Origin of the sequence: Aeromonas sp. QDB62 (assembly GCF_027705695.1) — a bacterium.
In the GTDB taxonomy this organism is placed as follows: Bacteria; Pseudomonadota; Gammaproteobacteria; order Enterobacterales; family Aeromonadaceae; genus Aeromonas; species Aeromonas allosaccharophila.
On sequence record NZ_JAPDCD010000031.1, the window covers coordinates 34640 to 58991 of the forward strand.

Annotated in this window: 21 protein-coding genes; 11 read left to right on the top strand and 10 right to left on the bottom strand. The window is 59.5% G+C overall.

The features are described from left to right. Positions 1 to 42: 42 nt before the first annotated feature. On the top strand, positions 43 to 1029 hold the full coding sequence (rpoS, locus tag OKC27_RS15585; protein WP_182938178.1) for an RNA polymerase sigma factor RpoS: 987 nt from the start codon (positions 43 to 45) through the stop codon (positions 1027 to 1029). Positions 1030 to 1137: 108 nt separating this feature from the next. Here rpoS and OKC27_RS15590 read toward each other — a convergent pair whose 3' ends face one another. After that, positions 1138 to 2175: an alkene reductase gene (locus OKC27_RS15590; RefSeq protein ID WP_182938177.1), complete on the bottom strand. Its 1038-nt coding sequence runs from the start codon at positions 2173 to 2175 to the stop codon at positions 1138 to 1140. A gap of 199 nt (positions 2176 to 2374) precedes the next feature. On the opposite strand from OKC27_RS15590, the gene OKC27_RS15595 reads away from it, so the two are divergent. Further along, the gene (locus OKC27_RS15595; RefSeq protein ID WP_182938176.1) at positions 2375 to 2941 is read left to right on the top strand and encodes a TetR/AcrR family transcriptional regulator; all 567 of its coding nucleotides are present in this window, start codon (positions 2375 to 2377) and stop codon (positions 2939 to 2941) included. A gap of 95 nt (positions 2942 to 3036) precedes the next feature. On the opposite strand, the gene OKC27_RS15600 is transcribed toward OKC27_RS15595, so the two are convergent. Then, positions 3037 to 3990 (bottom strand): LysR family transcriptional regulator, encoded by a 954-nt coding sequence (locus tag OKC27_RS15600; protein ID WP_182938175.1) that lies wholly within the window; start codon positions 3988 to 3990, stop codon positions 3037 to 3039. A 155-nt stretch (positions 3991 to 4145) separates the two neighbouring features. Here OKC27_RS15600 and aguA point away from each other — a divergent pair, with 155 nt between their 5' ends. Both aguA and OKC27_RS15610 read left to right on the top strand, forming a co-directional pair. Further along, entirely contained in the window at positions 4146 to 5243 is a 1098-nt protein-coding gene (gene aguA, locus OKC27_RS15605; RefSeq protein WP_182938174.1) for an agmatine deiminase, read from the top strand. Positions 5244 to 5407: 164 nt separating this feature from the next. Further along, on the top strand, positions 5408 to 7111 hold the full coding sequence (locus OKC27_RS15610) for an amidase (RefSeq protein ID WP_182938173.1): 1704 nt from the start codon (positions 5408 to 5410) through the stop codon (positions 7109 to 7111). A 113-nt stretch (positions 7112 to 7224) separates the two neighbouring features. Here OKC27_RS15610 and OKC27_RS15615 read toward each other — a convergent pair whose 3' ends face one another. From OKC27_RS15615 to OKC27_RS15630, 4 genes are all read right to left on the bottom strand, one after another. Beyond that, positions 7225 to 7686 carry a CesT family type III secretion system chaperone gene (locus OKC27_RS15615; RefSeq protein ID WP_182938172.1) on the bottom strand — a complete coding sequence of 154 codons (462 nt, stop codon included), beginning with the start codon at positions 7684 to 7686 and terminating at the stop codon, positions 7225 to 7227. Positions 7687 to 7798: 112 nt separating this feature from the next. Then, on the bottom strand, positions 7799 to 8707 hold the full coding sequence (locus OKC27_RS15620; RefSeq protein ID WP_182938171.1) for a hypothetical protein: 909 nt from the start codon (positions 8705 to 8707) through the stop codon (positions 7799 to 7801). Between the two features lie 275 nt (positions 8708 to 8982). Continuing rightward, complete coding sequence (locus tag OKC27_RS15625) at positions 8983 to 9426, bottom strand: hypothetical protein (protein ID WP_182938170.1); 444 nt, start codon at positions 9424 to 9426, stop codon at positions 8983 to 8985. Further along, complete coding sequence (locus tag OKC27_RS15630; protein ID WP_182938169.1) at positions 9416 to 10303, bottom strand: hypothetical protein; 888 nt, start codon at positions 10301 to 10303, stop codon at positions 9416 to 9418. The genes OKC27_RS15625 and OKC27_RS15630 overlap by 11 nt, the downstream gene beginning before the upstream one ends. Positions 10304 to 10961: 658 nt before the next feature. Between OKC27_RS15630 and cphA the strand changes: the two genes are divergently transcribed. After that, entirely contained in the window at positions 10962 to 11726 is a 765-nt protein-coding gene (cphA, locus tag OKC27_RS15635) for a CphA family subclass B2 metallo-beta-lactamase (RefSeq protein WP_442866075.1), read from the top strand. A gap of 227 nt (positions 11727 to 11953) precedes the next feature. After that, positions 11954 to 13225 carry a hypothetical protein gene (locus OKC27_RS15640; protein WP_182938167.1) on the top strand — a complete coding sequence of 424 codons (1272 nt, stop codon included), beginning with the start codon at positions 11954 to 11956 and terminating at the stop codon, positions 13223 to 13225. An 88-nt stretch (positions 13226 to 13313) separates the two neighbouring features. Here the strand turns inward: OKC27_RS15640 and OKC27_RS15645 are convergent, their stop codons facing one another. The 3 genes from OKC27_RS15645 to OKC27_RS15655 all read right to left on the bottom strand — a co-directional run bounded on the left by OKC27_RS15645 (position 13314) and on the right by OKC27_RS15655 (position 16792). Next, the gene (locus tag OKC27_RS15645; protein ID WP_182938166.1) at positions 13314 to 14564 is read right to left on the bottom strand and encodes a DEAD/DEAH box helicase; all 1251 of its coding nucleotides are present in this window, start codon (positions 14562 to 14564) and stop codon (positions 13314 to 13316) included. Positions 14565 to 14662: 98 nt separating this feature from the next. Then, positions 14663 to 16138: a GGDEF domain-containing protein gene (locus OKC27_RS15650; RefSeq protein WP_182938165.1), complete on the bottom strand. Its 1476-nt coding sequence runs from the start codon at positions 16136 to 16138 to the stop codon at positions 14663 to 14665. 189 nt (positions 16139 to 16327) lie between these two features. Further along, the gene (locus tag OKC27_RS15655) at positions 16328 to 16792 is read right to left on the bottom strand and encodes a hypothetical protein (protein ID WP_182938164.1); all 465 of its coding nucleotides are present in this window, start codon (positions 16790 to 16792) and stop codon (positions 16328 to 16330) included. 198 nt (positions 16793 to 16990) lie between these two features. Between OKC27_RS15655 and OKC27_RS15660 the strand changes: the two genes are divergently transcribed. Together OKC27_RS15660 and OKC27_RS15665 are read left to right on the top strand one after the other, a co-directional pair. Continuing rightward, on the top strand, positions 16991 to 17899 hold the full coding sequence (locus tag OKC27_RS15660) for an SAM hydrolase/SAM-dependent halogenase family protein (RefSeq protein WP_139707551.1): 909 nt from the start codon (positions 16991 to 16993) through the stop codon (positions 17897 to 17899). Positions 17900 to 18076: 177 nt separating this feature from the next. Further along, complete coding sequence (locus tag OKC27_RS15665; RefSeq protein ID WP_182938163.1) at positions 18077 to 21115, top strand: cytochrome c peroxidase; 3039 nt, start codon at positions 18077 to 18079, stop codon at positions 21113 to 21115. A gap of 69 nt (positions 21116 to 21184) precedes the next feature. Here the strand turns inward: OKC27_RS15665 and OKC27_RS15670 are convergent, their stop codons facing one another. Then, positions 21185 to 21745, bottom strand: a complete 561-nt coding sequence (locus OKC27_RS15670) for a gamma carbonic anhydrase family protein (protein WP_005343397.1) — start codon at positions 21743 to 21745, stop codon at positions 21185 to 21187. 202 nt (positions 21746 to 21947) lie between these two features. Between OKC27_RS15670 and OKC27_RS15675 the strand changes: the two genes are divergently transcribed. From OKC27_RS15675 to OKC27_RS15685, 3 genes are all read left to right on the top strand, one after another. Continuing rightward, positions 21948 to 22589: a ribonuclease T2 family protein gene (locus tag OKC27_RS15675; protein WP_182938162.1), complete on the top strand. Its 642-nt coding sequence runs from the start codon at positions 21948 to 21950 to the stop codon at positions 22587 to 22589. Between the two features lie 72 nt (positions 22590 to 22661). After that, on the top strand, positions 22662 to 22940 hold the full coding sequence (locus tag OKC27_RS15680; protein ID WP_182938161.1) for a helix-hairpin-helix domain-containing protein: 279 nt from the start codon (positions 22662 to 22664) through the stop codon (positions 22938 to 22940). Next, a complete protein-coding gene (locus tag OKC27_RS15685; RefSeq protein WP_182938160.1) occupies positions 22937 to 23983 on the top strand; it encodes an NAD(P)H-dependent flavin oxidoreductase in 1047 nt (348 codons plus the stop codon). Before OKC27_RS15680 ends, OKC27_RS15685 begins: the two co-directional genes overlap by 4 nt. The last annotated feature ends 369 nt before the right edge of the window (positions 23984 to 24352 follow it).

Below are 24352 nucleotides of genomic sequence, written 5' to 3' on the forward strand. Positions count from 1 at the left end.
CAGAGAGACCGTCTTACTCTGGTAACGTCAGGGAGACACACCATGAGCCAAGAACAACTGGTAATGCAGGATGCAGAGTTAGAGTTTGACGCTGAACCCGAATCGAACGAAGAAGAAGTAGAAGAGTTGCATGAGGTAGTCGCCGAGGTGGAAGAGACTATCTCCGATGAGTTGCTGGCACCGGAACTGAACAAGGTGATGGATGCCACGCAACTCTATCTGGGGGAGATTGGTTTTTCCCCGCTGCTCACTGCCGAAGAGGAAGTCTACTACGCCCGTCGTGCCTTGCGGGGTGACAAAGCAGCCCGCAAGCGCATGATCGAGTCCAACCTTCGACTGGTGGTGAAAATCGCCCGTCGCTACAACAACCGCGGCTTGGTGCTGCTGGATCTCATCGAAGAGGGCAACCTCGGTCTTATCCGCGCGGTCGAGAAGTTCGACCCCGAGCGCGGCTTCCGTTTCTCCACCTACGCCACCTGGTGGATCCGCCAGACTATTGAGCGGGCCATCATGAACCAGACCCGCACCATCCGTCTGCCCATTCATGTGGTCAAGGAGTTAAACGTTTACCTGCGCACCGCGCGTGAACTCTCGCACCGTCTCGATCATGAACCGACCGCCGAGGATATCGCCTTTGCGCTGGATTGTTCGGTGGACAGTGTGAACCGCATGCTCAAGCTCAACGAGAAGATCACCTCGGTAGATACCCCCATCGGTGGCGATCGCGACAAGGCGCTGCTGGATGTGCTCTCCGACGAACGCGGCATGGGGCCGGAGCTGGAGTCCCAGGATGACGACATGCGCGCCAGCATTGTGCACTGGCTGGAAGAGCTCAATCCCAAGCAGCGGGAAGTGCTGGCCCGTCGTTTCGGTCTGCTGGGCTATGAGCCGGCCACCCTCGAGGATGTGGGGGCCGAGATTGGTCTGACCCGCGAGCGGGTGCGTCAGATCCAGGTCGAGGGACTGCGCCGCCTGCGGGAGATCCTGCTGAGCCAGGGGCTTTCCATCGAGGCGCTGTTTCGCACCTGATCACGGTGGCTGCCGGCTGACAACAAACGGCTGAACAAGTGAATAGCACGAGGGGAGCAATCGCTCCCCTCGTTTTTTATTGCCTGTCGTCTGGCGATGGCGGCGTGGTTATACCAGCTCGGCCAGCATGGTGTCGGCGTAGGGCACCAGCGCTTCGCCCTTCTTCACCTTGGCGAGATAGTCCGGGTTGGCGATGAGCGGACGACCGATGGCCACCAGATCGAAGCGGTTGGCCTCGATGGCCGCGGCGGCGCGCTCGGCGTCGTAGTTGCCCACCCCGACCAGATTGCCCTTGTAGTGGGCGCGCAGATAGTCGGAGGCGCGGCCACCCAGATAATCGAAGGTGAGGTTGTCATCGAAGATGCCGAGGTGGATATAGGCCAGCGGGCGATCGTTGAGCTCGGCCAGCAAATAGTCGAACACGGCGCGATCTTCCGGGCTGCCCGCCAGATGGACATAGGCACCCGGGGAGAGGCGAATGCCAACCCGATCACCGCCGATACGGGCGCTGATGGCATCGACCACTTCCAGCGCGAAACGGCTCATCTTTTCCGGGCTGCCGCCGTAGTTGTCGGTGCGCAGGTTGGTGGAGTGGTGCAGGAACTGATCGATCAGGTAGCCGTTGGCACCGTGGATCTCCACTCCGTCGAAGCCCGCTTCGATGGCGTTGGCAGCGGCCTGGGCGTAATCCTGCACCAGCTGGGCGATGTCGGCCTCGGTCAGGGCGCGTGGCACCTGATAGGTCAGCTCGCGCATGCGGGGCACAGTGCCCTCGTGCGCCACGGCAGAGGGGGCAAGCACTTCAGCCTGATGGAAGAAGGGGTGGGAGAGGCGACCGACATGCCACAGCTGGGCGAAGATCTTGCCGCCTTTGGCGTGCACGGCGCTGGTCACTTTCTTCCAGCCATCGATCTGCGCCTGGGTAAAGAGGCCCGGGGTATTGGGGTAGCCCTGCCCGTCGGGGCGAATGATGACGGCCTCGGAAACAATCAGGCCGATGTCGGCGCGGCGGCCGTAATAGGCAGCCATCTGCTCGGTCGGCACCAGACCGGGGCCTGCCATGCAGCGGGTGAGCGGGGCCATCATGAAGCGGTTGGCCAGGGTCAGAGTGTCATTGAGTCGATACGGCTGAAACAGGGTATTCATGATAGTTTGTCCTGAACGGGTTATTCTTGAATGTGCATTCAAGACGTTTTTTGCGTCGGGCGCAAGCTTTTTTTGAATGCGCGTTCAAGAAGGTTGGCCCGAGCGGGCGGCTGGGGTAAACTTGCCGCCCTTTCCAGCCACTCTTTATCGGCGGGCCTGTTTGCCCCTTGCCGGTGAACCATTTCCCACGGGAGGAACCATGCGCATAGCCGAGTTTGATCGGGACGAGGTGCTGCGAAATGCCATGGAAGCGTTTCGTGCCAAGGGGTACGCCAAGACCACCATGCAGGAGCTGGTGGCCGCCACCGGCCTGCATCCTGGCAGCATCTACGGCGCCTTCGGCAACAAGCGCGGCTTGCTGCTGGCGGCGGTGGATCACTATGTCGAGGGCAAACGCACCCTGCGCCGCGCCTTGCTCGACAACCCGAGCCCGCTGGCGGGCCTTGCTGCTTATCTCGACGGAATTGTGGGAGAGGCGCTCTGCGGCTCCTGTCTGGTGACCCGCACCATGATGGAGTTGAGCGAGCAGGATGAGGAGCTGACCCAGCGGGTCAAGGGGATCTACGGCGAGCTGGAGCAGGACCTGGCCGAGTTGCTGACGCAGGCGCAGGCAAAGGGCGAGCTAGCCCCTGATAGCAATATCCGCACCCTCACCGCCCTGCTGCTGATCAACCTGCAAGGGCTGGTCACCTTCGCTCAGTGTCGCCCCGATCGTGTTTTGCTCGACGACGTAGTCGCTCAACTGATGCGGGCCCTGCGGGCGTAACGCGATACCGCAGAAACAACAGTGGCTCCCGAGGGAGCCACTGTTGTTTCTGGTCTCAGTCCTTGCATCAACCTTTGGTGCCAGACGCAGCGGGCTTACCTCGGCCCCACCAGCTCCTTCATCAAATCTTTCAGCCACACCAGCGCCGGTTGCTGCGCGTGCACGGGGTGCCAGACGCAGTTTAGGTGGTAATCCGGCACGTCTTCGGGCAGCGGCAGGCTTTTCAGCGGCCAGTGGCTGGCGAGCAGCTCGGCCACCATGCTGGGCAGAACCAGCAGGTGATCGCTCTGGCTGACGATGGCGGCGGCGGACATATAGCTCTGGCTGTTAACCGAGATGGTGCGGCTAAAGCCCTGACTCTTCAGATAGCGGTCGAGGCTCGCCTCCGAGGTGCCGAGCGGTGAGTGGAACACGTGGGGCATGGCGATCAGCTGCTGCAGGGTGATGCGCTCCATCCACAGGGATGGGTCATCCTCGGCGCCGGCGGGGGCCGATTTGGCAATCGGCAGATCGGCGCGCACTAGCCCAGCCAGCGGCTCGGTGAGCCAGGTCTCCTTGCCGAGATACCCCGGCACCTGCATGTACTCGTCAAACCCCAGCACCAGATCGATCTCGCCGCTTGCCAGCTCGGCTTCGGGCAGGGTGTCGCGCAGGATGCGGATCTCGATGGTGACCCCCGGCGCCAGCCGCCTGAGCCGCTGAATAAGCGGCGGGATCAGCACGCACTCCACGTAATCTGTGGTGCAGAGCACGAAACGGCGCCTGGAATGGATCGGCTCGAACTCCTCTTCCTCGGTGAGCTGCTGCTCCAGCAGCCGCAGCGCCTGCTGCACCCCGAGATGCAGCCGCTGGGCGCGCGGGGTCGGCAGCATCCCCTGCGGGGTACGCACCAGCAGCGGGTCGCCGAGAAAGGTGCGTAGCCGGTTAAGGGAGTGGCTCATGGCGGGCTGGCTGATAAAGAGCGCTTCGGCGGCGCGGGTGACGCTCCCTTGCGTCATCAGGGCGTCAAACGCGAGCAGCAGATTGAGGTCGAGCTGGTGCAGTTTCATGGGGGGATTATTCGCCGTGTTTATGGGACAATCCATCCTATTCATTTGATGGATATGGGCGCAACGTCTTACTGTGCGACCCACTGTTATTTTTCCAGGATTCCCGCGCCGTGTTGGCGTAAATGGGGGCCTCAATCCATGCAAGGAGCCTTGCGATGAGCATCAAGACCATTCATTCCACGCCGGCCGCCGACGGCTTCACCATGCCCGCCGAGTGGGCGCACCAGCAGGCCGTCTGGATGATCTGGCCGTTTCGCCCTGACAACTGGCGTGAAGCCGGTCGCTTCGCCCAGCCTGTCTTTGCCAAGGTAGCGGATGCCATCGGCGGCGCCACCCCGGTCTTTATGGGGGTGCCTGCCCAGTTTATGGAGCAGGCTCGCGCCATCATGCCCGCCCACGTGACCCTAGTCGAAATGAACAGCGATGACTGCTGGGCCCGCGATACAGGCCCCACCATTGTGACCAACGTTGCCGGCGAGTGCCGTGGCGTGGATTGGGGCTTCAATGCCTGGGGCGGTCACAAGGGCGGTCTCTACTACCCGTGGAATCAGGATGAAGAGGTCGCTGCCCAGATGCTGGCCCAGCACGGTATGGCTCGCTACGACGCGCCGCTCATTCTGGAAGGGGGTTCCATCCACGTCGATGGCGAAGGCACCTGCCTGACCAGCGCCGAGTGCCTGCTCAACGAAAACCGCAACCCGCACCTGAGCAAAGAGCAGATCGAAGCTCACCTGCGCGACTATCTGGGCGTCACCAGCTTTATCTGGCTGGACGAAGGCGTCTACATGGACGAAACCGACGGCCACATCGACAACATGTGCTGCTTCGTGCGTCCGGGTGAAGTGGCGCTGCACTGGACCGACGACCAGAACGATCCCCAGTACGCCCGCTCCGTGGCCGCCCTCAAGGTGCTGGAAGCGGCAGTCGATGCCAAGGGTCGCAAGCTCAAAATCTGGAAGCTGCCCCAGCCGGGCCCGCTCTACTGCACCGAAGAGGAGTCTGCCGGCGTCGAGTGCGGCAGCGGTGTGCCGCGCGAGGCCGAAGGCCGTCTGGCCGGTTCCTACGTGAACTTCCTCATCACCAACGATCGCATTGTCTACCCGCTGCTGGATGCAGCCACCGATGGCGAAGCCCAGCGCATTCTGGAAGAGATCTTCCCGGATCACACCGTGATCGGCGTACCGGCTCGCGAGATCCTGCTGGGCGGTGGCAATATCCACTGCATTACCCAGCAGATCCCCTCCGGGAAATAAGCCGTAGGCGCGATTAGCTCGACAAAACCCCACATCGTGGGGTTTTGTCCCTTGATATGCGGGTGGTCGGGCGTTGTAGCGGCGGCGATCACCCTGAAGCGATTAGCTGCGATATGGCTGCGTTAGCCGATATTGCACACCGTCACCCTTTACAGGAGATCCCCATGATCGAAGTGACCGAGGTTTCCATTGCCGAACTGCGTGCCGCGCTCGAATCAGGCCGCACCACAGCGGTCGAACTGGTCAAGGCCTATCTGGCCCGGATCGAGGCCTACAATGGCCCCGAGACTGCCACCAAACTCAATGCCGTGGTGGTCGCCAATCCCGATGCGCTGAAAGAAGCCGAAGCTTCCGATGCCCGCCGTGCCCGTGGCGAGACTCTGGGCCCGCTCGACGGCATCCCCTACACCGCCAAAGACAGCTATCTGGTCAAGGGGCTGACTGCCGCCTCCGGCAGCCCGGCCTTCAAGGATCTGGTGGCCCAGCGCGATGCCTTTACCGTTGAGCGCCTGCGCGCCGCCGGTGCCATCTGCCTTGGCAAAACCAATATGCCGCCGATGGCCAATGGCGGCATGCAGCGCGGCGTCTATGGCCGTGCCGAGAGCCCCTACAACGCCGACTACCTGACTGCGCCGTTTGCCTCCGGCTCCTCCAACGGCGCCGGTACTGCCACCGCCGCCAGCTTCTCCGCCTTCGGTCTGGCCGAAGAGACCTGGTCGAGCGGCCGTGGCCCTGCCTCCAACAACGGTCTGTGTGCCTACACCCCGTCCCGTGGCGTCATCTCGGTGCGCGGCAACTGGCCGCTGACTCCGACCATGGATGTGGTGGTGCCTTATGCCCGCACCATGAACGATCTGCTGGAAGTGCTGGATGTAGTGGTGGCTGACGATAGCGATCCCCGTGGCGATCTGTGGCGCATGCAGCCCTGGGTGCAGCTGCCCAAGGCCTCCGAAGTGCGTCCGGCCTCCTATCTGGATCTGGCTGCCAAGCCCGATGCCCTCAAGGGCAAGCGCCTCGGCGTGCCGCGCATGTTTATCAACAAGGATGAACTGGCTGGTACCAGCGAAAACCCCGGTATCGGCGGCCCGACCGGTCAGCGCATCCATACCCGTCCGACCGTGATCGCCCTGTGGGAGCTGGCCCGTCAGGCGCTGGAAGCCGCTGGAGCGGAAGTCATCGAAGTGGACTTCCCGCTGGTCTCCAACTGCGAAGGGGACAGACCCGGTACGCCGACCGTGTTCAATCGCGGCATCGTGAGCCCGGAGTTTCTCAACGACGAGCTGTGGGAGCTCTCCGGCTGGGCGTTCGACGACTTCCTGCGCGCCAATGGCGATCCCAAGCTCAACAAGCTGGCCGATGTCGATGGCCCCCAGATCTTCCCCCACGATCCGGGCACCCTGCCGAACCGCGAGGGTGATCTGGCAGCGGGCATGGACGAGTACGTCAATATGGCCAAGCGCGGCCTGAAATCCTGGGACGAGATCGCCACAGTGCCGGACGGCCTGCGCGGGTTGGAGCAGACCCGCAAGCTGGATCTGGAGGACTGGATGGACGAGCTCAAGCTCGACGCCGTGCTGTTCCCCACCGTGGCCGATGTCGGCCCGGCTGACGCGGACGTGAATCCGGCCTCCGCCGATATCGCCTGGAGCAATGGCATCTGGGTTGCCAACGGCAACCTCGCCATTCGCCACCTCGGCGTGCCGACCGTTACCGTCCCCATGGGCATCATGGCCGATATCGGCATGCCGGTGGGGCTGACCTTTGCCGGTCGCGCCTATGACGACAACAACCTGCTGCGCTTCGCCTCGGCCTTCGAGTCCACCGGCAGCAAGCGCAGGGTGCCGCCACGCACGCCGCCGTTGGCTTGATCGTTACAGCTGGCCTGATTGCTTTAGCGCCCTGTCCGCGAGAAATCAGGGATAAAGAGAGAGGGAGGCATCATGCCTCCCTCTTTTTTGTATCCATTTTCTGGCTGTGGCCATCACACCCGGATGTTCTGGCCCGCACCCATCTCGCTCTTTGTCACATGCGGGGTCTGCTCCTCTTGGGACAAGCTGGCCTCCCACTCGTGGGCCTTTTCCAGCAGATCGGCGAGGCGCTCCCTGATCTGCTGCGGGCGATAGCTCTCCAGCGCGATCCGGGAGAAAAACGATACCCGCTCGGTGCCAGGATAGATGCCGACCCCGTAGCAATGGCGCAAGGGGGCGAGGGCATGCTCGCCAAAACGCAGGAACAACTCGCGAGACAGACGCTCGGGAAGATCGCTCGCCGTGGTCACCGAGAGTACCAGCGCCATCTCGTCGGGTTGAGCCACGATATTGACCACAAAGGGGGCTGTCGCCTCCTCTGCTGCCCGCTGGATCTCGAACGTGCAGACGCCGTTTTCATCGAAGGCCAGCGGTTCGACCGACAGCTCGGCCAGGATTTTCTGATAGATATCCAACACAACACTCCAGTCCGGTTGCCCGGTCGTCTTCGAAGGGGCAGGGCAAGATCACCAAGAGACGGCCCCGCCACCGAGCGGGCAGGGCCGTCATCCATATTCACTGCAAGGGTTACACCTTGATATTGAGTGCTCGACCCTCTTCCAGCTCGAACACCCGAACATCGCTCACCGGGTTGTCGTTAAAGCACACGCTTTTCTTCATTTTGGCGGGGGCGTTCTCCCCGTCCGATGAGCCTGTGTGCTCTTCGACCAGCTGTGAGGTTTCGTTGGCGCGGGTGTTTGCCTCGGTCAGGGCGTCCAGCTCGGCGGTGGCTCTTTGCTCAAACAGCTGGCCGAAGCTGCGATTGAACTCGGCATTGACCTTGGTGTTGAACACCTCAGACTCCTGACTCTGCACCTTCAATGCCTCTTGCAATGCCTTGGGATCGTTGCTCAGCGAGGCGAACAACGTAGTGGTCTGCTCGATGGCACGGGAACTCAGCAGGCCGAAGATGGCGTCTCTCCCGTTGATAAAACTGGAGAAGTGCTCCATGGCAAATTCCCGGGAGGAATCACTCATGGTCTCAAGACCCAGCCGATTCTTGTTGGCGTCGGTCACATCCGCCAGAGTCGCGGTCTTGGGATCGCTGCCCGGCTTCAGATATTGGGCATCGTTTTTGAACTCGCTGATGGGCTGGTTAAAGGCTTGCTGCACAAGCTTCTTGATCTGGCCAAGCTCAGTCAGCTGCCGCTGCACCTCGGACTGAATTTGAGTGGCCCGGGTGGTGAGTGCACTCTCCCCCTTGGTGGCGGCTCGGCTAAAGAAATCGATCACCGCATTTTTGATGCGGCCCAGCGTGCTTAAATGGGCCAGGTCCCGTTGTACGGAGACATCCCCACTCTTGCCGATATGAATGCTGTACTCCTTGCCTTCACCCAGATGAAGGGCCAGCTTCTGATTGCTGCCGGGATTGACGTTGGCGAGCTGCAGGCTGTCGATAGCCTTCAACATCACCGGGGTAGCTCCATGAATAGCCATGACCTTGGTTCCTTATCTCACTAACAAGCGATACATCTGGCCTGCATCATACCCGTCAGTGAAAACGCCGTTTATTAGCCATGGTTGCACTATTTTAGTTTCGGGTTGGCCTGCGCTGGCGTGTGTGAGAGGAGAGCCGGTTGCAGTGTGGCCTCAGATTTTGAGTCCATAGCTGCAAGCGTATGGTGCCGCCACGGAGGCCGCTGTTGGGGGGATTGCCGCTGTGAGTTACATATTCCGAGTTTGACAGGTAATAACAAAAACAAACCCACCCGCTATGCTGGTGGGTTTTCTTTCTTCTGTTCGAATACTTCATCAATCATTACATGTGCAGCTGAACCAATCCAAAAGAATATAGAGGTCGCAACAATGTAGAGGATTACTTGAATGGTCATTATGTAAATTGAACTGGCATCGTTCAATAAAATTATCGCAATAAGAATTAAGCATGGCGTGACCCCCATTATAAAAAGCAACGTAATTATCAAAACTATTCTTGGCGAAGCGGAGTTTTTATTGATAACACCAGCGCTAACAATTTTCACTATTGCTTGGCCGAATAGGATTGCAGATGCAAAACTCCAATCTGCAGCAGCAAAAAAGTCACCCATACTTGATTTGTATAATTTTACCATTCCAATAACAATAAATGGCAAAAGTATAAACAAATACTCGGAAAGCAATGTTATTCTTGCATTTGAGTAGACATTATTCTTCATAGTCAAAATTCCCCTGTTTATAAAACCGCATTTCTACAGGGTTGTGCACCTTGATTACTTCATATTTTGTCTCTACAGGTTTGTCATATTTATCATAAAATACAATAGTAACTAAATCGCATAATAGGCCATCTCCAGGTGCCACTAATACCTTCCGATTATGAAACTCTGTCAACCATTCAGGAACACGCATCTTAGCTGATATTTTTGTTTTCCCTTTAATAAAATCCCACATGGAGTTACCAATGAAATCTGCTTTTTTAATGATGAGAGTTTCTTTTGTTATATTGCTTCGAGTTGAATCCACGATTAGTAAATCAATGTCATCCTTTGTCAGTTTGAAATTTTTATTAAGCTTTACAGTATGCCCATTTGCTAAAACATATATATCATCATGAGCATTAAGCTTTCCTGATGCATCACTGATGGATGTATAAGATTTCAACAATCGATATCTGTTAAGGTCAAGGACATTCGGGAATTCTTCGAGTCTAAGCTCATCGGCTTTTCTATGAAGTTCATTTATAAGAGGGTCTAATTCATCTACATTTGTTATAGTATCTTTGTCTTTTATAAAAGTGATTAATCGTTCTGTACAATAGTTCATGAACCCAATGAATTTACTTTGCTTTTCATTAGGGATTTCACCGTCTATATTGATGGTGAGCCAAGATTTTATGGATCCTTCATTAATATCTGATAATAGAAGGAAAGGTCTGATTTCTGTATCTACTGCGTGTAAGACACTTTCGTGGAACTCTTCAACGCTACTAATTAGAAGACTCATGGAGTCAAAAACCCGTTGAGGTTTTTCAGAGTTTTTTTGAAAATCAATTTTCAAGCATATATTATTTTTGTATGAACTCTCTATTTGCATAAACGTAATCCATTTCAGCATTAGATGTATACATGAACAACGACCCAACATTGATACCCGGATGAGCACGGTAGCCATAATGAGGTATTGTGGAGAGGAGAACAAGAGGGTCTTCAGTGCGAATAGCTACTAAGCGTACTTGGGCCAGCGTGAAATAAGATTACCGAAATGCCGTTGATATCCATGGTGTCCTGCTAGTCTTGCCATCATCATTTTCACGGTAAACGGACGATTACGCTGCGCTAATCGTCCCTACATTATGTGGCTTATTGTTACCTCCCCCTCATCCCCGGCCCTTCTCCCCTTGTTTGTGATCAAGAGTGGGAGAAGGGAGCAGATATGCTCCGCTGGTTGTGTGTTGGCTCTGTGGTGCGGGTGAATATGAGTAGCGTGGAATTGGCACGGGCCATCCCCTCTCCCTCGGGAGAGGGCTAGGGTGAGGGGCAGCTATCTGTGTTGTAGGTTCGAATAGCGCAGCGTATTCGGACGTTCGCGAATAGGAGGTGGCCGCCGATTTTCCCGGACTTTCCCCAGACTTCACCTTCTCTTCACAGAACCTCATTTTCCCCTCACAAATCCCCCGTATCTTCTGCCCACTGCTTAAAAGGCCCTGCTTGCCACAGGGGTGGCGAGGGGCCGGTTGGAGTGAGGGAGCAAGATGATGAAAGGTTGGATAAAGTGCACATTGGCCGGGGCCGTGGTGCTGATGGCGAGTTTCTGGGGTGGCAGCGTGCGGGCGGCGGGGATCTCCCTCAAGCAGGTAAGCGGCCCGGTTTATGTTGTTGAAGATAACTACTACGTAAAGGAAAACTCCATGGTCTATTTCGGGGCCAAGGGGGTGACTGTGGTGGGGGCGACCTGGACGCCGGATACCGCCCGCGAGCTGCACAAGCTGATCAAACGGGTCAGCAGCAAGCCGGTGCTGGAGGTGATCAACACCAACTACCACACCGATCGGGCGGGCGGTAACGCCTACTGGAAGTCCATCGGGGCCAAGGTGGTGGCGACGCGCCAGACCTGGGATCTGATGAAGAGCGATTGGGCCGAGATTATCGCCTTTACCCGCAAGGGGCTGCCGGAGTATCCGGATCTGCCGCTGGTGCTGCCCAACGTGGTGCACGATGGTGACTTCACGCTGCAAGAGGGCAAGGTGCGCGCCTTCTTCGCGGGCCCGGCCCACACGCCAGACGGCATCTTTGTCTACTTCCCCGACGAGCAGGTGCTCTATGGCAACTGCATCCTCAAGGAGAAGCTGGGCAACCTGAGCTTTGCCAATGTGAAGGCCTATCCGCAGACCATCGAACGGCTCAAAGCGATGAAGCTGCCGATCAAGACGGTGATCGGCGGCCACGACTCCCCGCTGCACGGCCCCGAGCTGATTGATCACTATGAAGCGCTGATCAAGGCGGCGCCGCAGTCATAACCGCCGCATGACAGACCGCCTGCAAGCCTTGCCATTGCTGCACTCTGCGCCATAACGGCCCACTACAAAACGCCCGCTTTCAGGAAATAAGTGGGCGTTTTTCTGTTGCGGCTTTTCTGCGGCCGCTTATTGCGGGCGTTGGCACGGCGAGATTAAGGCTGTTCAAGGCGGGTGGGCTTTCATAAGATGGCCTTCTCTCTTTTCCCTGAAAGTTATCCATTTTCGTTATGCAATACGCCTCTCTCGCGCGCCTCAAGCAGGCCTTTATCACCGGGATGTGGGCCTCGCTGGTCAGCATCGTTATCGGCTTCGCCTTCAAGGTGTGGCTGGCGCAGTGGGTCGCCAAGGGGGAGCTGGCGCTGTTCAACAGCGTGGTGGACCTCATCTCCCTCTCCTTTATCCTGATGACAGGTTTTCGCTCCTCCATGGTGGTGAGCTACTCCCAGACCAAAAACGATCGGGACATCATCAATATCTTCCGCTACTTCCTCATCGGCATCGTGCTGCTCACCTGGGGGACGGTGATCCCCTATATCAAGCACGGGCTCCATATCCGGGTGGAGTATCTGCAACTGGTGGGGGTGATCTTCGGGCTGGGGCTCAAGGTCTACTTCACCAATCTGGTGGCCATGTACCGGATGTATGCGCTCTCCAACCGGGTCACCTGGCTGGAGCCGCTGGCCAATGGCCTGCTGTTTATGGCCTGTTACTTTGGGCTCGGGATGGCTGCGCTCCCTTCGCTCTTCTACGGGCTGACCTTCTCCTCGCTCGCCATCGCCGGTTATATGTATGTCTCGCGGCGTCGGGCTATCGCCACCAAGCCGCTGGCCAAAGTGGCGCTCGGCCCCGAGATGGTGAGCTATGTGAAGAAGAGCTTTACCGCCTCGCTGGAGGCGGGGGCCAGCATCCTGATGATTTACATCACCGTGCTGCTCACCATCCGCCACTTCAGCATCGACGAGCTGGGGGATTTTCAGGTGGTGGTGCGCCCCATCTTCACCTATATGACCACTCTGTTTGTCTTCCCCATCTACCGCTTTGTGCTGCCGGAGCTGGCGGTCAATCTGCGCAACGGCGATCACCGCCAGATCAGGATGATCCGCCGCTGGATCTTCCGTCTCTCCGCCATCGTCAGTCTGGTGTTCTTTGTGCTGATGCTGCTGGCGGGCAAGCTACTGGTGTTGCTGCTGTTCCCCGTCGACTATGTGGGCGCCGTGCCCGTGCTGTTCCACTTCTCCATCTTCTTTATCTTCATGATGCTCAACGGCTATCAGCTCGCCTATATCAAGGCCCATGGCCACTTTACCCAGAGCCTGCTGATCCGGCTGGCGGGCATAGTGGCGCTGGTGGCGGCCTACTATCTGGTAGCCCGCTTCACCACCAATGTGGTGGCCATTATCGTGGCACTCGGCCTCGGCTATATGGCGATGTTTATTCTCTCCACCCTGGCGGAGCGGCAGATCCTGAAATCCCTGCCATTGGTGCTGGCGACCCGCTAGGTGTTCAGTCGCCAAGGGTGGCGCTGGTCTGTATTGGATAATAAAAAACGCCCATTCGGGCGTTTTTTGTTGGTGGGATTGAGGTGGCTTAACGCTTGCCCTTGCCACTCTTGTTACCGCTTAGGGCCTGTTTTCTGGCTCTCTGTTTCTGGGCGGCCTTGCCGTTGCGGCGCGGCTCGGGTTCGAAGCGGGTGAGGTCTGGCTCAAAGCCCGGGAACCACTGCTGGGGCAATCGTGTGTCGAGCACGGCTTCCACCTTCTCCAAGAGCGGCGCATCTTCCGGGCTGAACAATGTGATGGCCAGCCCCTTGTTGCCGGCGCGGCCGGTGCGACCGATGCGGTGGACGTAATCTTCGGCCACAAAGGGGAACTCCAGGTTAATCACGTAGTTGAGATCCAAGATATCGAGGCCGCGGGCCGCCACATCGGTGGCGACCAGCGCCTGCAGGGTGCCGGCGCGAAACTCAAGCAGTACCTTCTCCCGCGCCCCTTGCGACAGATCGCCGTGGAAGGCGAGCGCATTGATGCCCGCCTTGCCGAGCTGCTGGGCCAGCTTGTCGGCCCCTTGGCGGGTACGGCTGAAGATAAGTGCGGGCGCCCAGTCCTTCACCTTGATCATGTATTCCACCAACGCCAGCTTGCGCTCGCCATCCACCGCATAGACCCGCTGCTCCACCTCGGCCGCCGTTGTGTTGCGCGGCGCCACTTCAATCAGTTCGGGGTCGCGCAGCAATACGCGGCTCAAGGCAAACAGGTTGTCGTCGCAGGTGGCCGAAAAGAGCAGGGTCTGACGATCCGCAGGGATCTGTTTCAGCAGGGCCTTGATCTCGTCCATAAAGCCCATGTCGAGCATGCGGTCCGCCTCGTCAAACACCAGATGGCGGAGGCTATCAAGGCTCAAGGCCCCCTGCCGCAGATGGTCGAGCAGGCGGCCCGGGGTGGCGATCAGCAGATCCACCCCGGCTTGAAGCGCGTCGACCTGCGCCGCGATACTCACCCCGCCATAGACCAGCGTGCTGGTGAGGCCGGTGCCTTGCCCGTAACGCGCCACACTCTCGGCGACCTGCACCGCCAGCTCGCGGGTCGGCACCAGTACCAGTGCGCGGATCGGGCGTGGGGATTCTGCTTGCGGCTGCGCCAGCAACTGCTCCAGCAGCGGCAGCACAAAGGCGGCGGTCTTGCCGGTGCCGGTCTGGGCGCCAGCCATCAGATCCCGCCCCGCCAGAATGACCGGGATGGCGCGAGCCTGAATGGGGGTGGGCGCGGCATAGCCGAGTTCGCTCAGGGTCTGCTGCAGATGGGGGGAGAGGGCCAGTTCGGCAAAGGAGGCAATGGACATAGAAGGCACCAGTAGGGGGTTATCGCGGCCAGCGGCCACAACGACACAATCATCGTGGCCGCGATGGTAACAGAAGCAGGGGGATCGGCAGAAGGCGGCTATGCCTCTGCGTCGTCCGGCAACGGGCGGATCAGCCGGATCGTTTTACCCTTGTAGCAGGCGATGTTGTGTTTGCCATGCTGTTTGACGTGGTAGAGCAGCTCGTCGGCCAGATGCACCGCCTCGGTGACGGTGAGGTAGTCGCGAATGCGGATCACCCCGGCGGAGAAGGTGATGGGGGCTGGCAACTCGGGGATCTGCAAGGGGGCGTTTAACAGCCGCTCGGCCGAATGGATCATCATCTCGTCATCCTCCATCCCCTGAAACAGCACGATAAACTCCTCGCCGCCCCAGCGGATGGCGGTATCGATCTTGCGAATGCTGACCTTGAGGTGGCGGGCAAAGGCGATGAGTGCGGCATCGCCAATGCTATGACCATGCAGATCATTGATCGACTTGAAGTTGTCGATATCGAGGATCATCAGGTAGTCGTGCTCGTGCAGCAGCCTCTGGGTGAGAATGTCCCGCCGTGGCAAGCGGGTCAGGTGATCGGTATGGGCCAGGGTGCGCAGCCGCTGATAGATCTGCTTCCATGCCACCATCACCAGCAAAATGATGATGAGATAGATCTTGAACGCGGGGCCGTGAAAGGCCAGCTGGATGAAATCGAGCCAGGAGTAGGACCACCTCAGATAGAGATCTTCCCCTGCCTTGGTGCGCATAAAGGGTTTGCTCAGGCAGATCTGCCAGGGGAGGCAGGGCTCGGCAGCCTCAAACGAGATATCTGTACGGGTCGGATTGACGGTATCGAAGGGGTGCAGCACATCCCGAAACGCCTCATCGACGGCGATGTCGATGCTAAGCAGCCCGTACTTGTAGCCGCCGCGCCCCGACTGATGAATGAAGGGGAAGCTCATCACTATGGTCTTGCGCATGCTGAAGCTGTCGATACCGATATCGGAGACAAAGGCCTCATCGGAGCTGCAGAAGGGGCGGCCGGGTGCAAAGCTGGCGCAACCGAAGTAGTGATACCAGGCGGGCAGTGTCATCAGATCCAGATTGATCGGCGCCAGTCTGGCGGGCAGCAGCTTGTTGTCGGCCACCATGCCGATCAGCCGGTAGTCATTCCAGATGGTGTAGATGTTGATCACCTCCGGATAGGAGAGGGCATAACGAAAGGTGTTGAGGAGATTGGCGGCCGGGTATTGCAGCGGCACATCGGCAAAGCGGTGCTTGCTTCTCAGGTCGTAGCCATAGAGGTAGTTGGTGTTCGACTCGTTGCGAACGAGGTGGGCGGGAGTCTCCAGCGACCGCTGGTAGGCGAGATAGCTGGTGATGTTCTCCACCTCGAGGATCTTGGCCCGCTGGTAGAACACGTCGAACACGTTCTTCTGCTTGGCGGTGATGAGGTCCATGTCGTGGCGCAGGCTCTGATAGGTGTAATAGAACACGCAGCCCAATCCGGTCAGTATTAGCAGGGTTACCCCCAGCAGCGTCAGTTTGGGGTGTTCGATTCTAACCTTATGCCAAGCCATGGCGAGGGGCGCCTCCAGAGTGAAAAGGGTGTGATATTGCTGGCAGGTCGCCAGATTAGCTGGAGTATACGTCAAAGCAAGTCCGGGAGAGTCCGCCGCTGCCGTTCATCGCCGACAGCGGGGTGGTAGCCGGCAATGAGCGGATAGTTGCTCCCGAGGGGATACGCTGGTGAGCGGCGGCGTAGTCAGCTATTCGACGATCAGCACGCTCTCGCTGGCCAGATGGTGCAGCCACTCTCTGGCGATCAGCAGCACGGCAGCAAAGCACTCATCACGCGGCAGCAAGCTGGTGGCGAGGGGATCCCCTTCCGCCATGGCGGCGAGCTGGCCGAACGCCTGCTCCACCAGATCCCGGTCGAGCTGGTTGTCCCCCAGCACTTCGGCCAGTGACGGCTGGCTGCGCAGGGTCAGCTGCAAGCCGGGCGGGATCTGCGGGGCGATGCGCATCAGCTCATCTTCCACCACCATGATGGCCCGCTCCAGTTCGAGCGGGGTGGGCGGCGCATGGCGAAACGGTCCGGGCTGGATGGCGTGGGTGCCAAAGGCCAGCGGGTAGTGTGAGGGGGCCCCATCTGGCTGGCTAAGCCAGACCTGACTGCTCTGTTCACCAATCTCCAGCAGCAGGGTCATCATCTCGGGTACGGGTTGTGTCATGGTGCCGGGCTCCTGTATTGTAAACGTTTTCCCATTCTGCCTTTGATACCCCCGCTGTCGCCGTTTGGCGAGCACAATTTCTGCGAGTCGCCCCTCACTTTGGTGCAAACTCCTTGCAAAAAAATCTATCAATGGCAGTCTAGATGTCTAAATGGCTGTTGCCGTTTCGTTATCCTCAGATGATTCAGGAGTTCAGATATGGATATTCGCACCGCTCCCCGCGCCATCGCGCTCGCTCTCATGCTGGCCAGCGGCATCGCCGCCGCCAACGAAGCGCTGGTGATCCAGACCGATTTCGGCCTCAAAGATGGCGCCGTGTCGGCCATGAAAGGGGTCGCCTTCGGGGTGGATCGCACCCTGCCGCTCTATGATCTGACCCACGAGATCCCGGCTTACAACATCTGGGAAGCCTCCTACCGCCTCTACCAGACCCTGCAGTATTGGCCCAAGGGCACCGTGTTTGTCAGCGTGGTGGATCCCGGCGTGGGCACCGATCGCCACTCGGTGGTGCTCAAGACCAAGAGCGGCCACTACATCGTCACCCCGGACAATGGCACGTTGACTCTGGTGGCCGAGCACTTCGGCATCGAGGCAGTGCGCCAGATTGACGAGAAGCGCAATCGCCTCAAGGGCTCCGAGAAGTCCTACACCTTCCACGGCCGCGATGTGTACGCCTACACCGGTGCACGGCTCGCCTCCGGCGCTATCAGCTATGAGCAGGTCGGCCCGCTGCTGCCCGCCGAGGTCGTGAAGATCCCCTATCAGCCTGCGGTAGCCGAGAAGGATGGTACCCTCAAAGGCACCATCCCGATCCTCGATGTGCAGTACGGCAACGTCTGGACCAATATCGACGATGCGCTGCTGACCAAAGTGGGGATCAACAAGGGGGATAACGCCTGCATCAAGATCAGCGAAGGGGATGCGGTCAAATATGACGGCAAGGCACCCTACGTCAGCAGCTTCGGCGATGTGCCGGAAGGCCAGCCGCTGGTCTACCTCAACAGTCTGCTGCAGGTGTCGGTGGCGTTAAACATGGACAGCTTCGCCGCCAAGCATCAGGTGCAATCCGGCGCCAACTGGCATATCAGCCTGAAGAAGTGCTCCTGAAGATTGTCGGGCTTTCGACAAGCGGGTTTGAAGCAAGCGAGGGCAGCCAAAGAGGCTGCCCTCTCTCATTGGCTGATAAGGAGTTGCTGTCAAAAAGCATATTAATTGAATGCAATTGATAATGATTGGTATTTGGTTGGGTAATCGCGCACTTGTCTGACCACCTAACCATAACGAATGAAAACCAGCCTTTTACTGCTCAGCCTGCTGGCCCTGACCGCATGCAATGACAATCACAGCAATACGTCGGTGGCCCCCTCACCCGAGGTGACCCCGCCGGTCGTCAAGCCGACTGAACCGCCCATCACGCCACCCATAGTACCGACAGCGACTCATACCCGGGTGCCCCTGACCATAGAGGTCAATGTGGCGGATCGGCTGGGGGCGGGTGCACAGCTCGAGGTGAAACAGGTCGCCACCGGGATCCGCGTGCAACAGGCCATCGAACCGGGCCAGCTTGTCAGCATCACCTTGCCAGCAGGTCTGCAACTGGATCAGCCGCTGGAGCTGCTCGGTAGCGACGAGGGCTATCTGCTGCGTGCGGTATCGGTGCGGGTGGTGGATCTCTCGGCCGGGATCACTCTGGCGCGCCGCAACAGCGTGCCGCGGCTGGGATTGAACGAGGAGGAGACTGCGCTCTTCCTGCTGGCGGATCAGAGCGGAGATGGTTCCCTCAGTCAGGCCGAGTGGGGCAGGGCAGAGGAGATCCGCGTGCAGCAACAGGCAGCCATTGAGGATTACGCGGCCTTCCTGCTGGCCCAGCGCCAGCCGGGCGCCGTGCTCGACTATGCCGATAGCTGGCAGATGCTGCTGGCCCTGCGCGATGACAAGCAGGCGCGTAGCTGGTATCAGCGCAGCAACAGCGTCCAGATCCAGTCCGCTCGCACCCAGCTCTATCCCGCCAATCCCAGCCAGCCGGACGAGCCGGAGACGGCGGATCTGCTGCGCCTCGATGAGCAGGGCCAGCTGGTGGTGCGCGGCCCCTGGCAGTGCCTGCACGATGTGCGCACAGTCAGCGGGGTCAAGGGCAGCCAGTACTGGCTTTATGGCAGTGACACCAGTGCGTTGACGGTTGCCAGCCAAGCACAACTGGCGGCGGTGCCGAGCGGTTGTGGCCGCAGCGACTGGCGCCTGCCGACCCTCACCGAGTTCGAGCGATTGCTGAGCAGTGACAAGTCGGCATGGCGTTACCCCAATACCTTTGCCGTCCCCCTGCCCACCCAGCTCTGGCTGCAGGATGGTGCGGGTCAGCCCCGTCTCTATCAGCTGGCGACCCGAATCTGGCTGGATGAGGGAGAGGGCAGTCTGCTCTGGTATGCGCTGGCACCCTATCCGGTGCGACCCTCCGTGGTACGCGACAGCAGCAAGCCGGACATGGCGGCCCTGCGCGCCCAATACAGCGGTTCATCGGCCCAATGGCCTGCCGCCCGGGTGGATGACGGGGTGGAATGGCAGGAGCTGGGGCTGCTGCCGGCGGTTCCTTTCCCGGCCGACAACCCCTATAGCCGGGCCAAGGTAGTGCTGGGTCAACAGCTCTTCTTCGACAAGCAGCTTTCCAAGGGGCGGGACATCAGCTGTGCCAGTTGCCACGATCCGCAAAAGGGGTGGAGCGACGGCCTGAGCGTATCGGTCGGTCATCTGGGCCAGAAGGGTAATCGCAACGCCCCCTCCATCCTCAACAGCGCCTTCAGCTCGACCCAGTTTTGGGACGGGCGGGTCGCCACGCTGGAGGAGCAGTCGCTTCACCCGATCCAGAACCCCATCGAAATGGCGCTGAGTCATGACGAGCTGCTGGCTCGCTTGCAGGCCAGCCCCGACTATCAGGCTGCTTTTGCCACCGCCTTTGGCGATCAGGGGATCACGCTGGAGCGGATCGCCAAGGCGATCGCCACCTTCGAGCGCACCATCATTAGCCGCGACAGCGATTTTGAGCGCTTCGTCAAAGGGGATAGTCAGGCTATCAGTGACAAGGCGCTGTGGGGGATGCACCTCTACCGCACCGATGGCCGCTGCATGAATTGCCACTCCGGCCCGCTGCTGAGTCAGCACGGGTTCGAGAGCGTGGGGCTCACCTATTACGGTCGTGGCAAGCTGGAAGATCGCGGTCGCTTCCTGCAGACCCGTGACAAGGCAGATATCGGTCGCTTCAAGACCCCCAGCTTGCGGGACGTCGCCTTTACCGGCCCCTATATGCACAACGGCATCTTCCCGATCCTGGCCCAGCGTATCGGCGGCTCGGTGCAGGGGGTGGTGGCCATGTACAACTTTGGCGTGACCAAGTGGAGCAGCGGGGTCGGCTTCCCGACCGGTGCGGATCAATACGATCCCTTCTTCCCCAAAGCCTCCGATCACCTGCATGCCCTTGGCCTCAGCAATGACGAGCTGGATGCCATCGGCGAGTTTTTGCGCAGTGCCTCGGCCGAGCCGCGTCGCACCCCGGCCACGGTCGCTGAGCTGGGGGTGAGTGAGGCGGATGATCCGACCCCGGTGGGGGCGGTGATCACCGGATTGGCGGTGCTGCCTACCCAGCCTCAGTTGGAAGTGGGGCGCTCACTCCCTCTGCAACTGCAGTGGCAACTGAGCGATGGCTCTCTCGGCCTGCTCGGTGCGCCTGTTGAGTGGCGCAGCGAACAGCCGGAGTTCGCCACCGTGAGTCCGCAGGGCGAGGTACGCGGTGTGGCGGTCGGTACGGCACGACTGGTGGTGACCACGGCTCGTCACACGTTGACCGTAACGGTGCAGGTGGTCGATGCCCAGCCCGATTTTGCCCGGGGCTGCCGTCAACCCGAGCTGGTGGCGGGCAAGCTGGTCTTTGTCTGCCAGTTGACCAAGGACGAGGCGGAGCGTCTGTCCATCTCCTATGACGGTGTGAGCAGTGACAGCGATGGTGACTACAATCCCTTCCCGCTGGAGTATGTGACCATGGGTCAGGCGCGGGCGCGGGATTACTGCCAGCAGCTGGTGGCACGTGGTCATGATGACTGGCGTCTGCCAACCCGGGCCGAGCTGGAGGCACTGTTTGCCGCCTACAACAAGGATGGCGCGACGGATCAGTTGCTTCAGCAGCAGGGGTGGCCGCTCTACAACCGCTACTGGAGCAGCGATGCGACTGCCAATGACGATGGTGAGCTGCCGCTGCTAGATCTGAGCACTGGCGACCCGCTGTGGGATCTGGTGGATGAGGCTCATGCCGCCACCTGCGTCAGGGCCATCTAGCCTTCATAGATAGTCAGATGAAAAACGGGCGCCTCGGCGCCCGTTTTGTTCTCTGGAAATAAAGAGGGATCAGAACTCGTTGGAGAGCGCCTTGTACCCTTTGACCAGATCGATATTGGTGTGAGCTACGTCTTCGGAGAATTCGGCAGCATCGACCGAAACCCGCGGAATATGGGTCAGATCGCTCTGCTGGTTGATGCGGGTGGTGGAGGGGACGTAGAACTCCGGCGGCAGATCGCAACCATCGATCACCGAGTTGTGGCGCACCACGGCACCGTCGCCGATATGGCAGTTGAACAGCACGCTGTTGAAACCGATAAAGACCCGGTTCCCCACTTCGCACGGCCCGTGGACGATGGAGCGGTGGGCGATGGAGGTGTACTCGCCGATGGTGACGGCGGCGCCGGATTTGGAGTGGATCACCACGCCATCCTGGATGTTGGAGTTGGCGCCGATGACGATGGGCTCCATCTCGCCGTTAGCATCCACCTCGTCGGCGCGGATCACCGCATAGGGGCCGACAAAGACATTCTCTTTGATGATCACCTTGCCGCAGATGATGGCGGTCTTGTCGATATAGGCGGATTCGTCGATGACAGGCAGATGGCCGGAGGGATTCTTGCGGATCATGTTACATCCTGTGGTTGCCAAGAGGATTATCTGGTGGTGGGCGAGGAGCCTACCGGTCGGTCAGCTTACCCCTGCTCGCCCTCTGGTGAAACCCCTGACTGGTCTGACCCTTGTCGCGCACCGTCTCGGCATGGCTGTTTCCCGCCGCCAGAATATGGGAGCATGTCTGTCATCCCGAGTCGCGTTAGATGGACATATATAGATGAAGAAGATGATTGCCCTGTTGGCGGGTGGTTTGTTGCTCTCCTCGGCCGTGCAGGCCAAAGGGGAGGCGGGGGAGTTTGACTATTACGCCATGGCGCTCTCCTGGTCGCCCGAGCATTGTGCCGTCAAACCGGCGGATCGGGACCAGTGTTCCCGCAAGCTGGGCTTTGTGCTGCACGGTCTCTGGCCCCAGTACGATCGCGGTTACCCCAGCAACTGCACCCGCGAACGGCTCGATCCCGATATGGAGAGCGAGTTTGCCGACCTCTACCCCAGCCGTTTTCTCTATCGCCATGAGTGGGAGAAGCACGGCACTTGCTCCGGGCTGAGCCAGCAGGCCTTCCATCAGCTGGCGAGCGATTTGCGCCTGAAGGTGAAGATCCCGGCGGTCTATCAATCGCCGGAAGAGCCGCTGCGCAAAACCAGCTTCCAGCTCAAGGCCGATCTGGCGAGCGTCAACGAGTGGCTGGCACCCGACAACATCACGGTGGCCTGCGCCGATGGTGGCCGCTTCCTGCGGGAGATCTACATCTGCGTCAATAAAGAGGGGGCGGATGCGGTCACCTGTTCCGCCGAGATGCAAAAGCGCGAGCGCCGCTCCTGCGGTCAGCCGGATTTCCTGCTGCGCAGCGTGCGTTAAGCCTCCACTCTCTTCATCAGGCCCCTTGCGGGCCTGATGTGTAACCAAGGTTATCGGAAAGGAGTCTGACAGATGGATGGCAACAACCGGTTTGGCCCGACAGAGCGGGCCCTGCTGCTCGGCGTGAAAGGAGTGGGGCCGACCGTTATCGTGCGGCTCGAACAACTTGGCTACCATACCCTGGCCGGATTAGCCGAGGCCGATACTACCCATATCGTCCAGCTGGTGGCCAGCATGCTGGGCTCGACTTGCTGGCAGAATAGCCCGCAGGCGCGCAGTGCCATCGACGGCGCCATTGCGCTGGCCCGCGCACATCTGGCGACGGACGCGACAAACGGGGTGAATGGATGAGCCTCTTTACCGAACTGGGAATGCGTTATCCCATCATTCAGGCGCCGATGGCCGGTGTGCAGGGCAGCGATCTGGCGCTGGCCGTGACCCGTGCGGGTGGCTTGGGCTCCTTGCCTGCCGCCATGCTCACGCCAGCGGAGCTGCGCAGCGAACTGGGGCGTCTTGCCCAAAGTGGCCTTGGGCCATTTAACATCAACTTCTTTTGCCATCAGCAACGGGAGCCGGATCCCGTTGCATTGGCCCGCTGGCAGCAGCGCCTTGCCCCCTACTATGCCGAGTTCGGCGTGCAGCCCCCAGCCGTTACGACGGCGCCAAGCCGAGCCCCTTTCAATGAGGAGCATGCTGCCATGGTGGCCGAGTTCAGACCGGCGGTGGTCAGCTTTCACTTCGGCTTGCCCGCGCCCTCGCTGCTTGCTCAGGTGAAAGCGGCGGGGGCCAGGGTTTTTGCCAGCGCCACCACGGTGGCTGAAGCCGTATGGCTTGCTCACCACGGCGCCGACGCCATCATCGCCCAGGGATTGGAGGCGGGTGGTCATCGCGGCCATTTCCTCTCTGATGATCTCGCCTTGCAGCAGAGCACCTTGACCCTGCTGACGCAGATCCTCGCGGTGACCGATCTGCCGGTGATTGCCGCAGGCGGTATTGTCGATGGCAAAGGGATCACCAACGCGTTGGCGCTGGGTGCCAGCGCCGTGCAGATGGGCACCGCCTTTCTCTGCTGCGATGAAGCGACCACCTCGGCGCTGCATCGCGCCGTCCTCCATTCACCCCAAGGCCAGCAGACGGCACTGACCAATCTGTTCAGCGGCCGCCCGGCTCGGGGTATCGTCAACCGTCTGATGAGGGAGCTGGGCCCGCTCTGGGATCTTGCCCCTCACTTCCCCTATGCAAGTGGCGCACTGGCACAGCTGCGCGCCGCCGCCGAAAAAACGGGTGACAGCGGCTTCTCTCCGCTCTGGGCTGGCCAGAATGTGTCGGGCTGTCGAGATCTTCCTGCAACCGAGCTGATGGCGTGCTGGGTCAAAGAGGCTGGATTGGGATAAGCGCTGCTATATATACCTCTTTATATAGGAAAGGCCGTTGGTGCTGCACGTCAGGCGCGACGGTGCGGCGATGATGGATGAGTGCCTGTCCTCTTGTGAGGCACTTATCCGGAGACAAAACCCCGCATTTCACCCACTCCTGTGGATAAGTCTGTATAAAGACTGTGTGTTGATATGAATAACTAATAAATTGCACTTTTTTGCAATTTTATTGCGGTAAAGCCTTGCCAATGTGAGCTGGATCTCTATAATGCGCCACATCGACAGGGCAAGCGGCAACGCAAACAACCTCGTCGATAACCTCGAAAAGCCTTTGAAAATAAGGCTTGACTCGAGAAGGCGGTTGAGTAGAATTCCACTCCCGCAGCA

Excerpts from the sequence above, each read along its gene's own strand:
- OKC27_RS15595 (WP_182938176.1), top strand. The coding sequence starts at position 2,375 with ATGCGCATAGCCGAGTTTGATCGGGACGAGGTGCTGCGAAATGCCATG.
- OKC27_RS15590 (WP_182938177.1), bottom strand. The coding sequence starts at position 2,175 with ATGAATACCCTGTTTCAGCCGTATCGACTCAATGACACTCTGACCCTG.
- OKC27_RS15685 (WP_182938160.1), top strand. The coding sequence starts at position 22,937 with ATGAGCCTCTTTACCGAACTGGGAATGCGTTATCCCATCATTCAGGCG.
- OKC27_RS15650 (WP_182938165.1), bottom strand. The coding sequence starts at position 16,138 with ATGGCTTGGCATAAGGTTAGAATCGAACACCCCAAACTGACGCTGCTG.
- OKC27_RS15660 (WP_139707551.1), top strand. The coding sequence starts at position 16,991 with ATGGATATTCGCACCGCTCCCCGCGCCATCGCGCTCGCTCTCATGCTG.
- OKC27_RS15665 (WP_182938163.1), top strand. The coding sequence starts at position 18,077 with ATGAAAACCAGCCTTTTACTGCTCAGCCTGCTGGCCCTGACCGCATGC.
- OKC27_RS15620 (WP_182938171.1), bottom strand. The coding sequence starts at position 8,707 with ATGGCTATTCATGGAGCTACCCCGGTGATGTTGAAGGCTATCGACAGC.
- OKC27_RS15610 (WP_182938173.1), top strand. The coding sequence starts at position 5,408 with ATGATCGAAGTGACCGAGGTTTCCATTGCCGAACTGCGTGCCGCGCTC.
- OKC27_RS15670 (WP_005343397.1), bottom strand. The coding sequence starts at position 21,745 with ATGATCCGCAAGAATCCCTCCGGCCATCTGCCTGTCATCGACGAATCC.
- OKC27_RS15655 (WP_182938164.1), bottom strand. The coding sequence starts at position 16,792 with ATGACACAACCCGTACCCGAGATGATGACCCTGCTGCTGGAGATTGGT.
- aguA (WP_182938174.1), top strand. The coding sequence starts at position 4,146 with ATGAGCATCAAGACCATTCATTCCACGCCGGCCGCCGACGGCTTCACC.
- OKC27_RS15640 (WP_182938167.1), top strand. The coding sequence starts at position 11,954 with ATGCAATACGCCTCTCTCGCGCGCCTCAAGCAGGCCTTTATCACCGGG.
- OKC27_RS15600 (WP_182938175.1), bottom strand. The coding sequence starts at position 3,990 with ATGAAACTGCACCAGCTCGACCTCAATCTGCTGCTCGCGTTTGACGCC.
- OKC27_RS15680 (WP_182938161.1), top strand. The coding sequence starts at position 22,662 with ATGGATGGCAACAACCGGTTTGGCCCGACAGAGCGGGCCCTGCTGCTC.
- OKC27_RS15645 (WP_182938166.1), bottom strand. The coding sequence starts at position 14,564 with ATGTCCATTGCCTCCTTTGCCGAACTGGCCCTCTCCCCCCATCTGCAG.
- cphA (WP_442866075.1), top strand. The coding sequence starts at position 10,962 with ATGATGAAAGGTTGGATAAAGTGCACATTGGCCGGGGCCGTGGTGCTG.
- OKC27_RS15625 (WP_182938170.1), bottom strand. The coding sequence starts at position 9,426 with ATGAAGAATAATGTCTACTCAAATGCAAGAATAACATTGCTTTCCGAG.
- OKC27_RS15630 (WP_182938169.1), bottom strand. The coding sequence starts at position 10,303 with ATGCAAATAGAGAGTTCATACAAAAATAATATATGCTTGAAAATTGAT.
- rpoS (WP_182938178.1), top strand. The coding sequence starts at position 43 with ATGAGCCAAGAACAACTGGTAATGCAGGATGCAGAGTTAGAGTTTGAC.
- OKC27_RS15675 (WP_182938162.1), top strand. The coding sequence starts at position 21,948 with ATGAAGAAGATGATTGCCCTGTTGGCGGGTGGTTTGTTGCTCTCCTCG.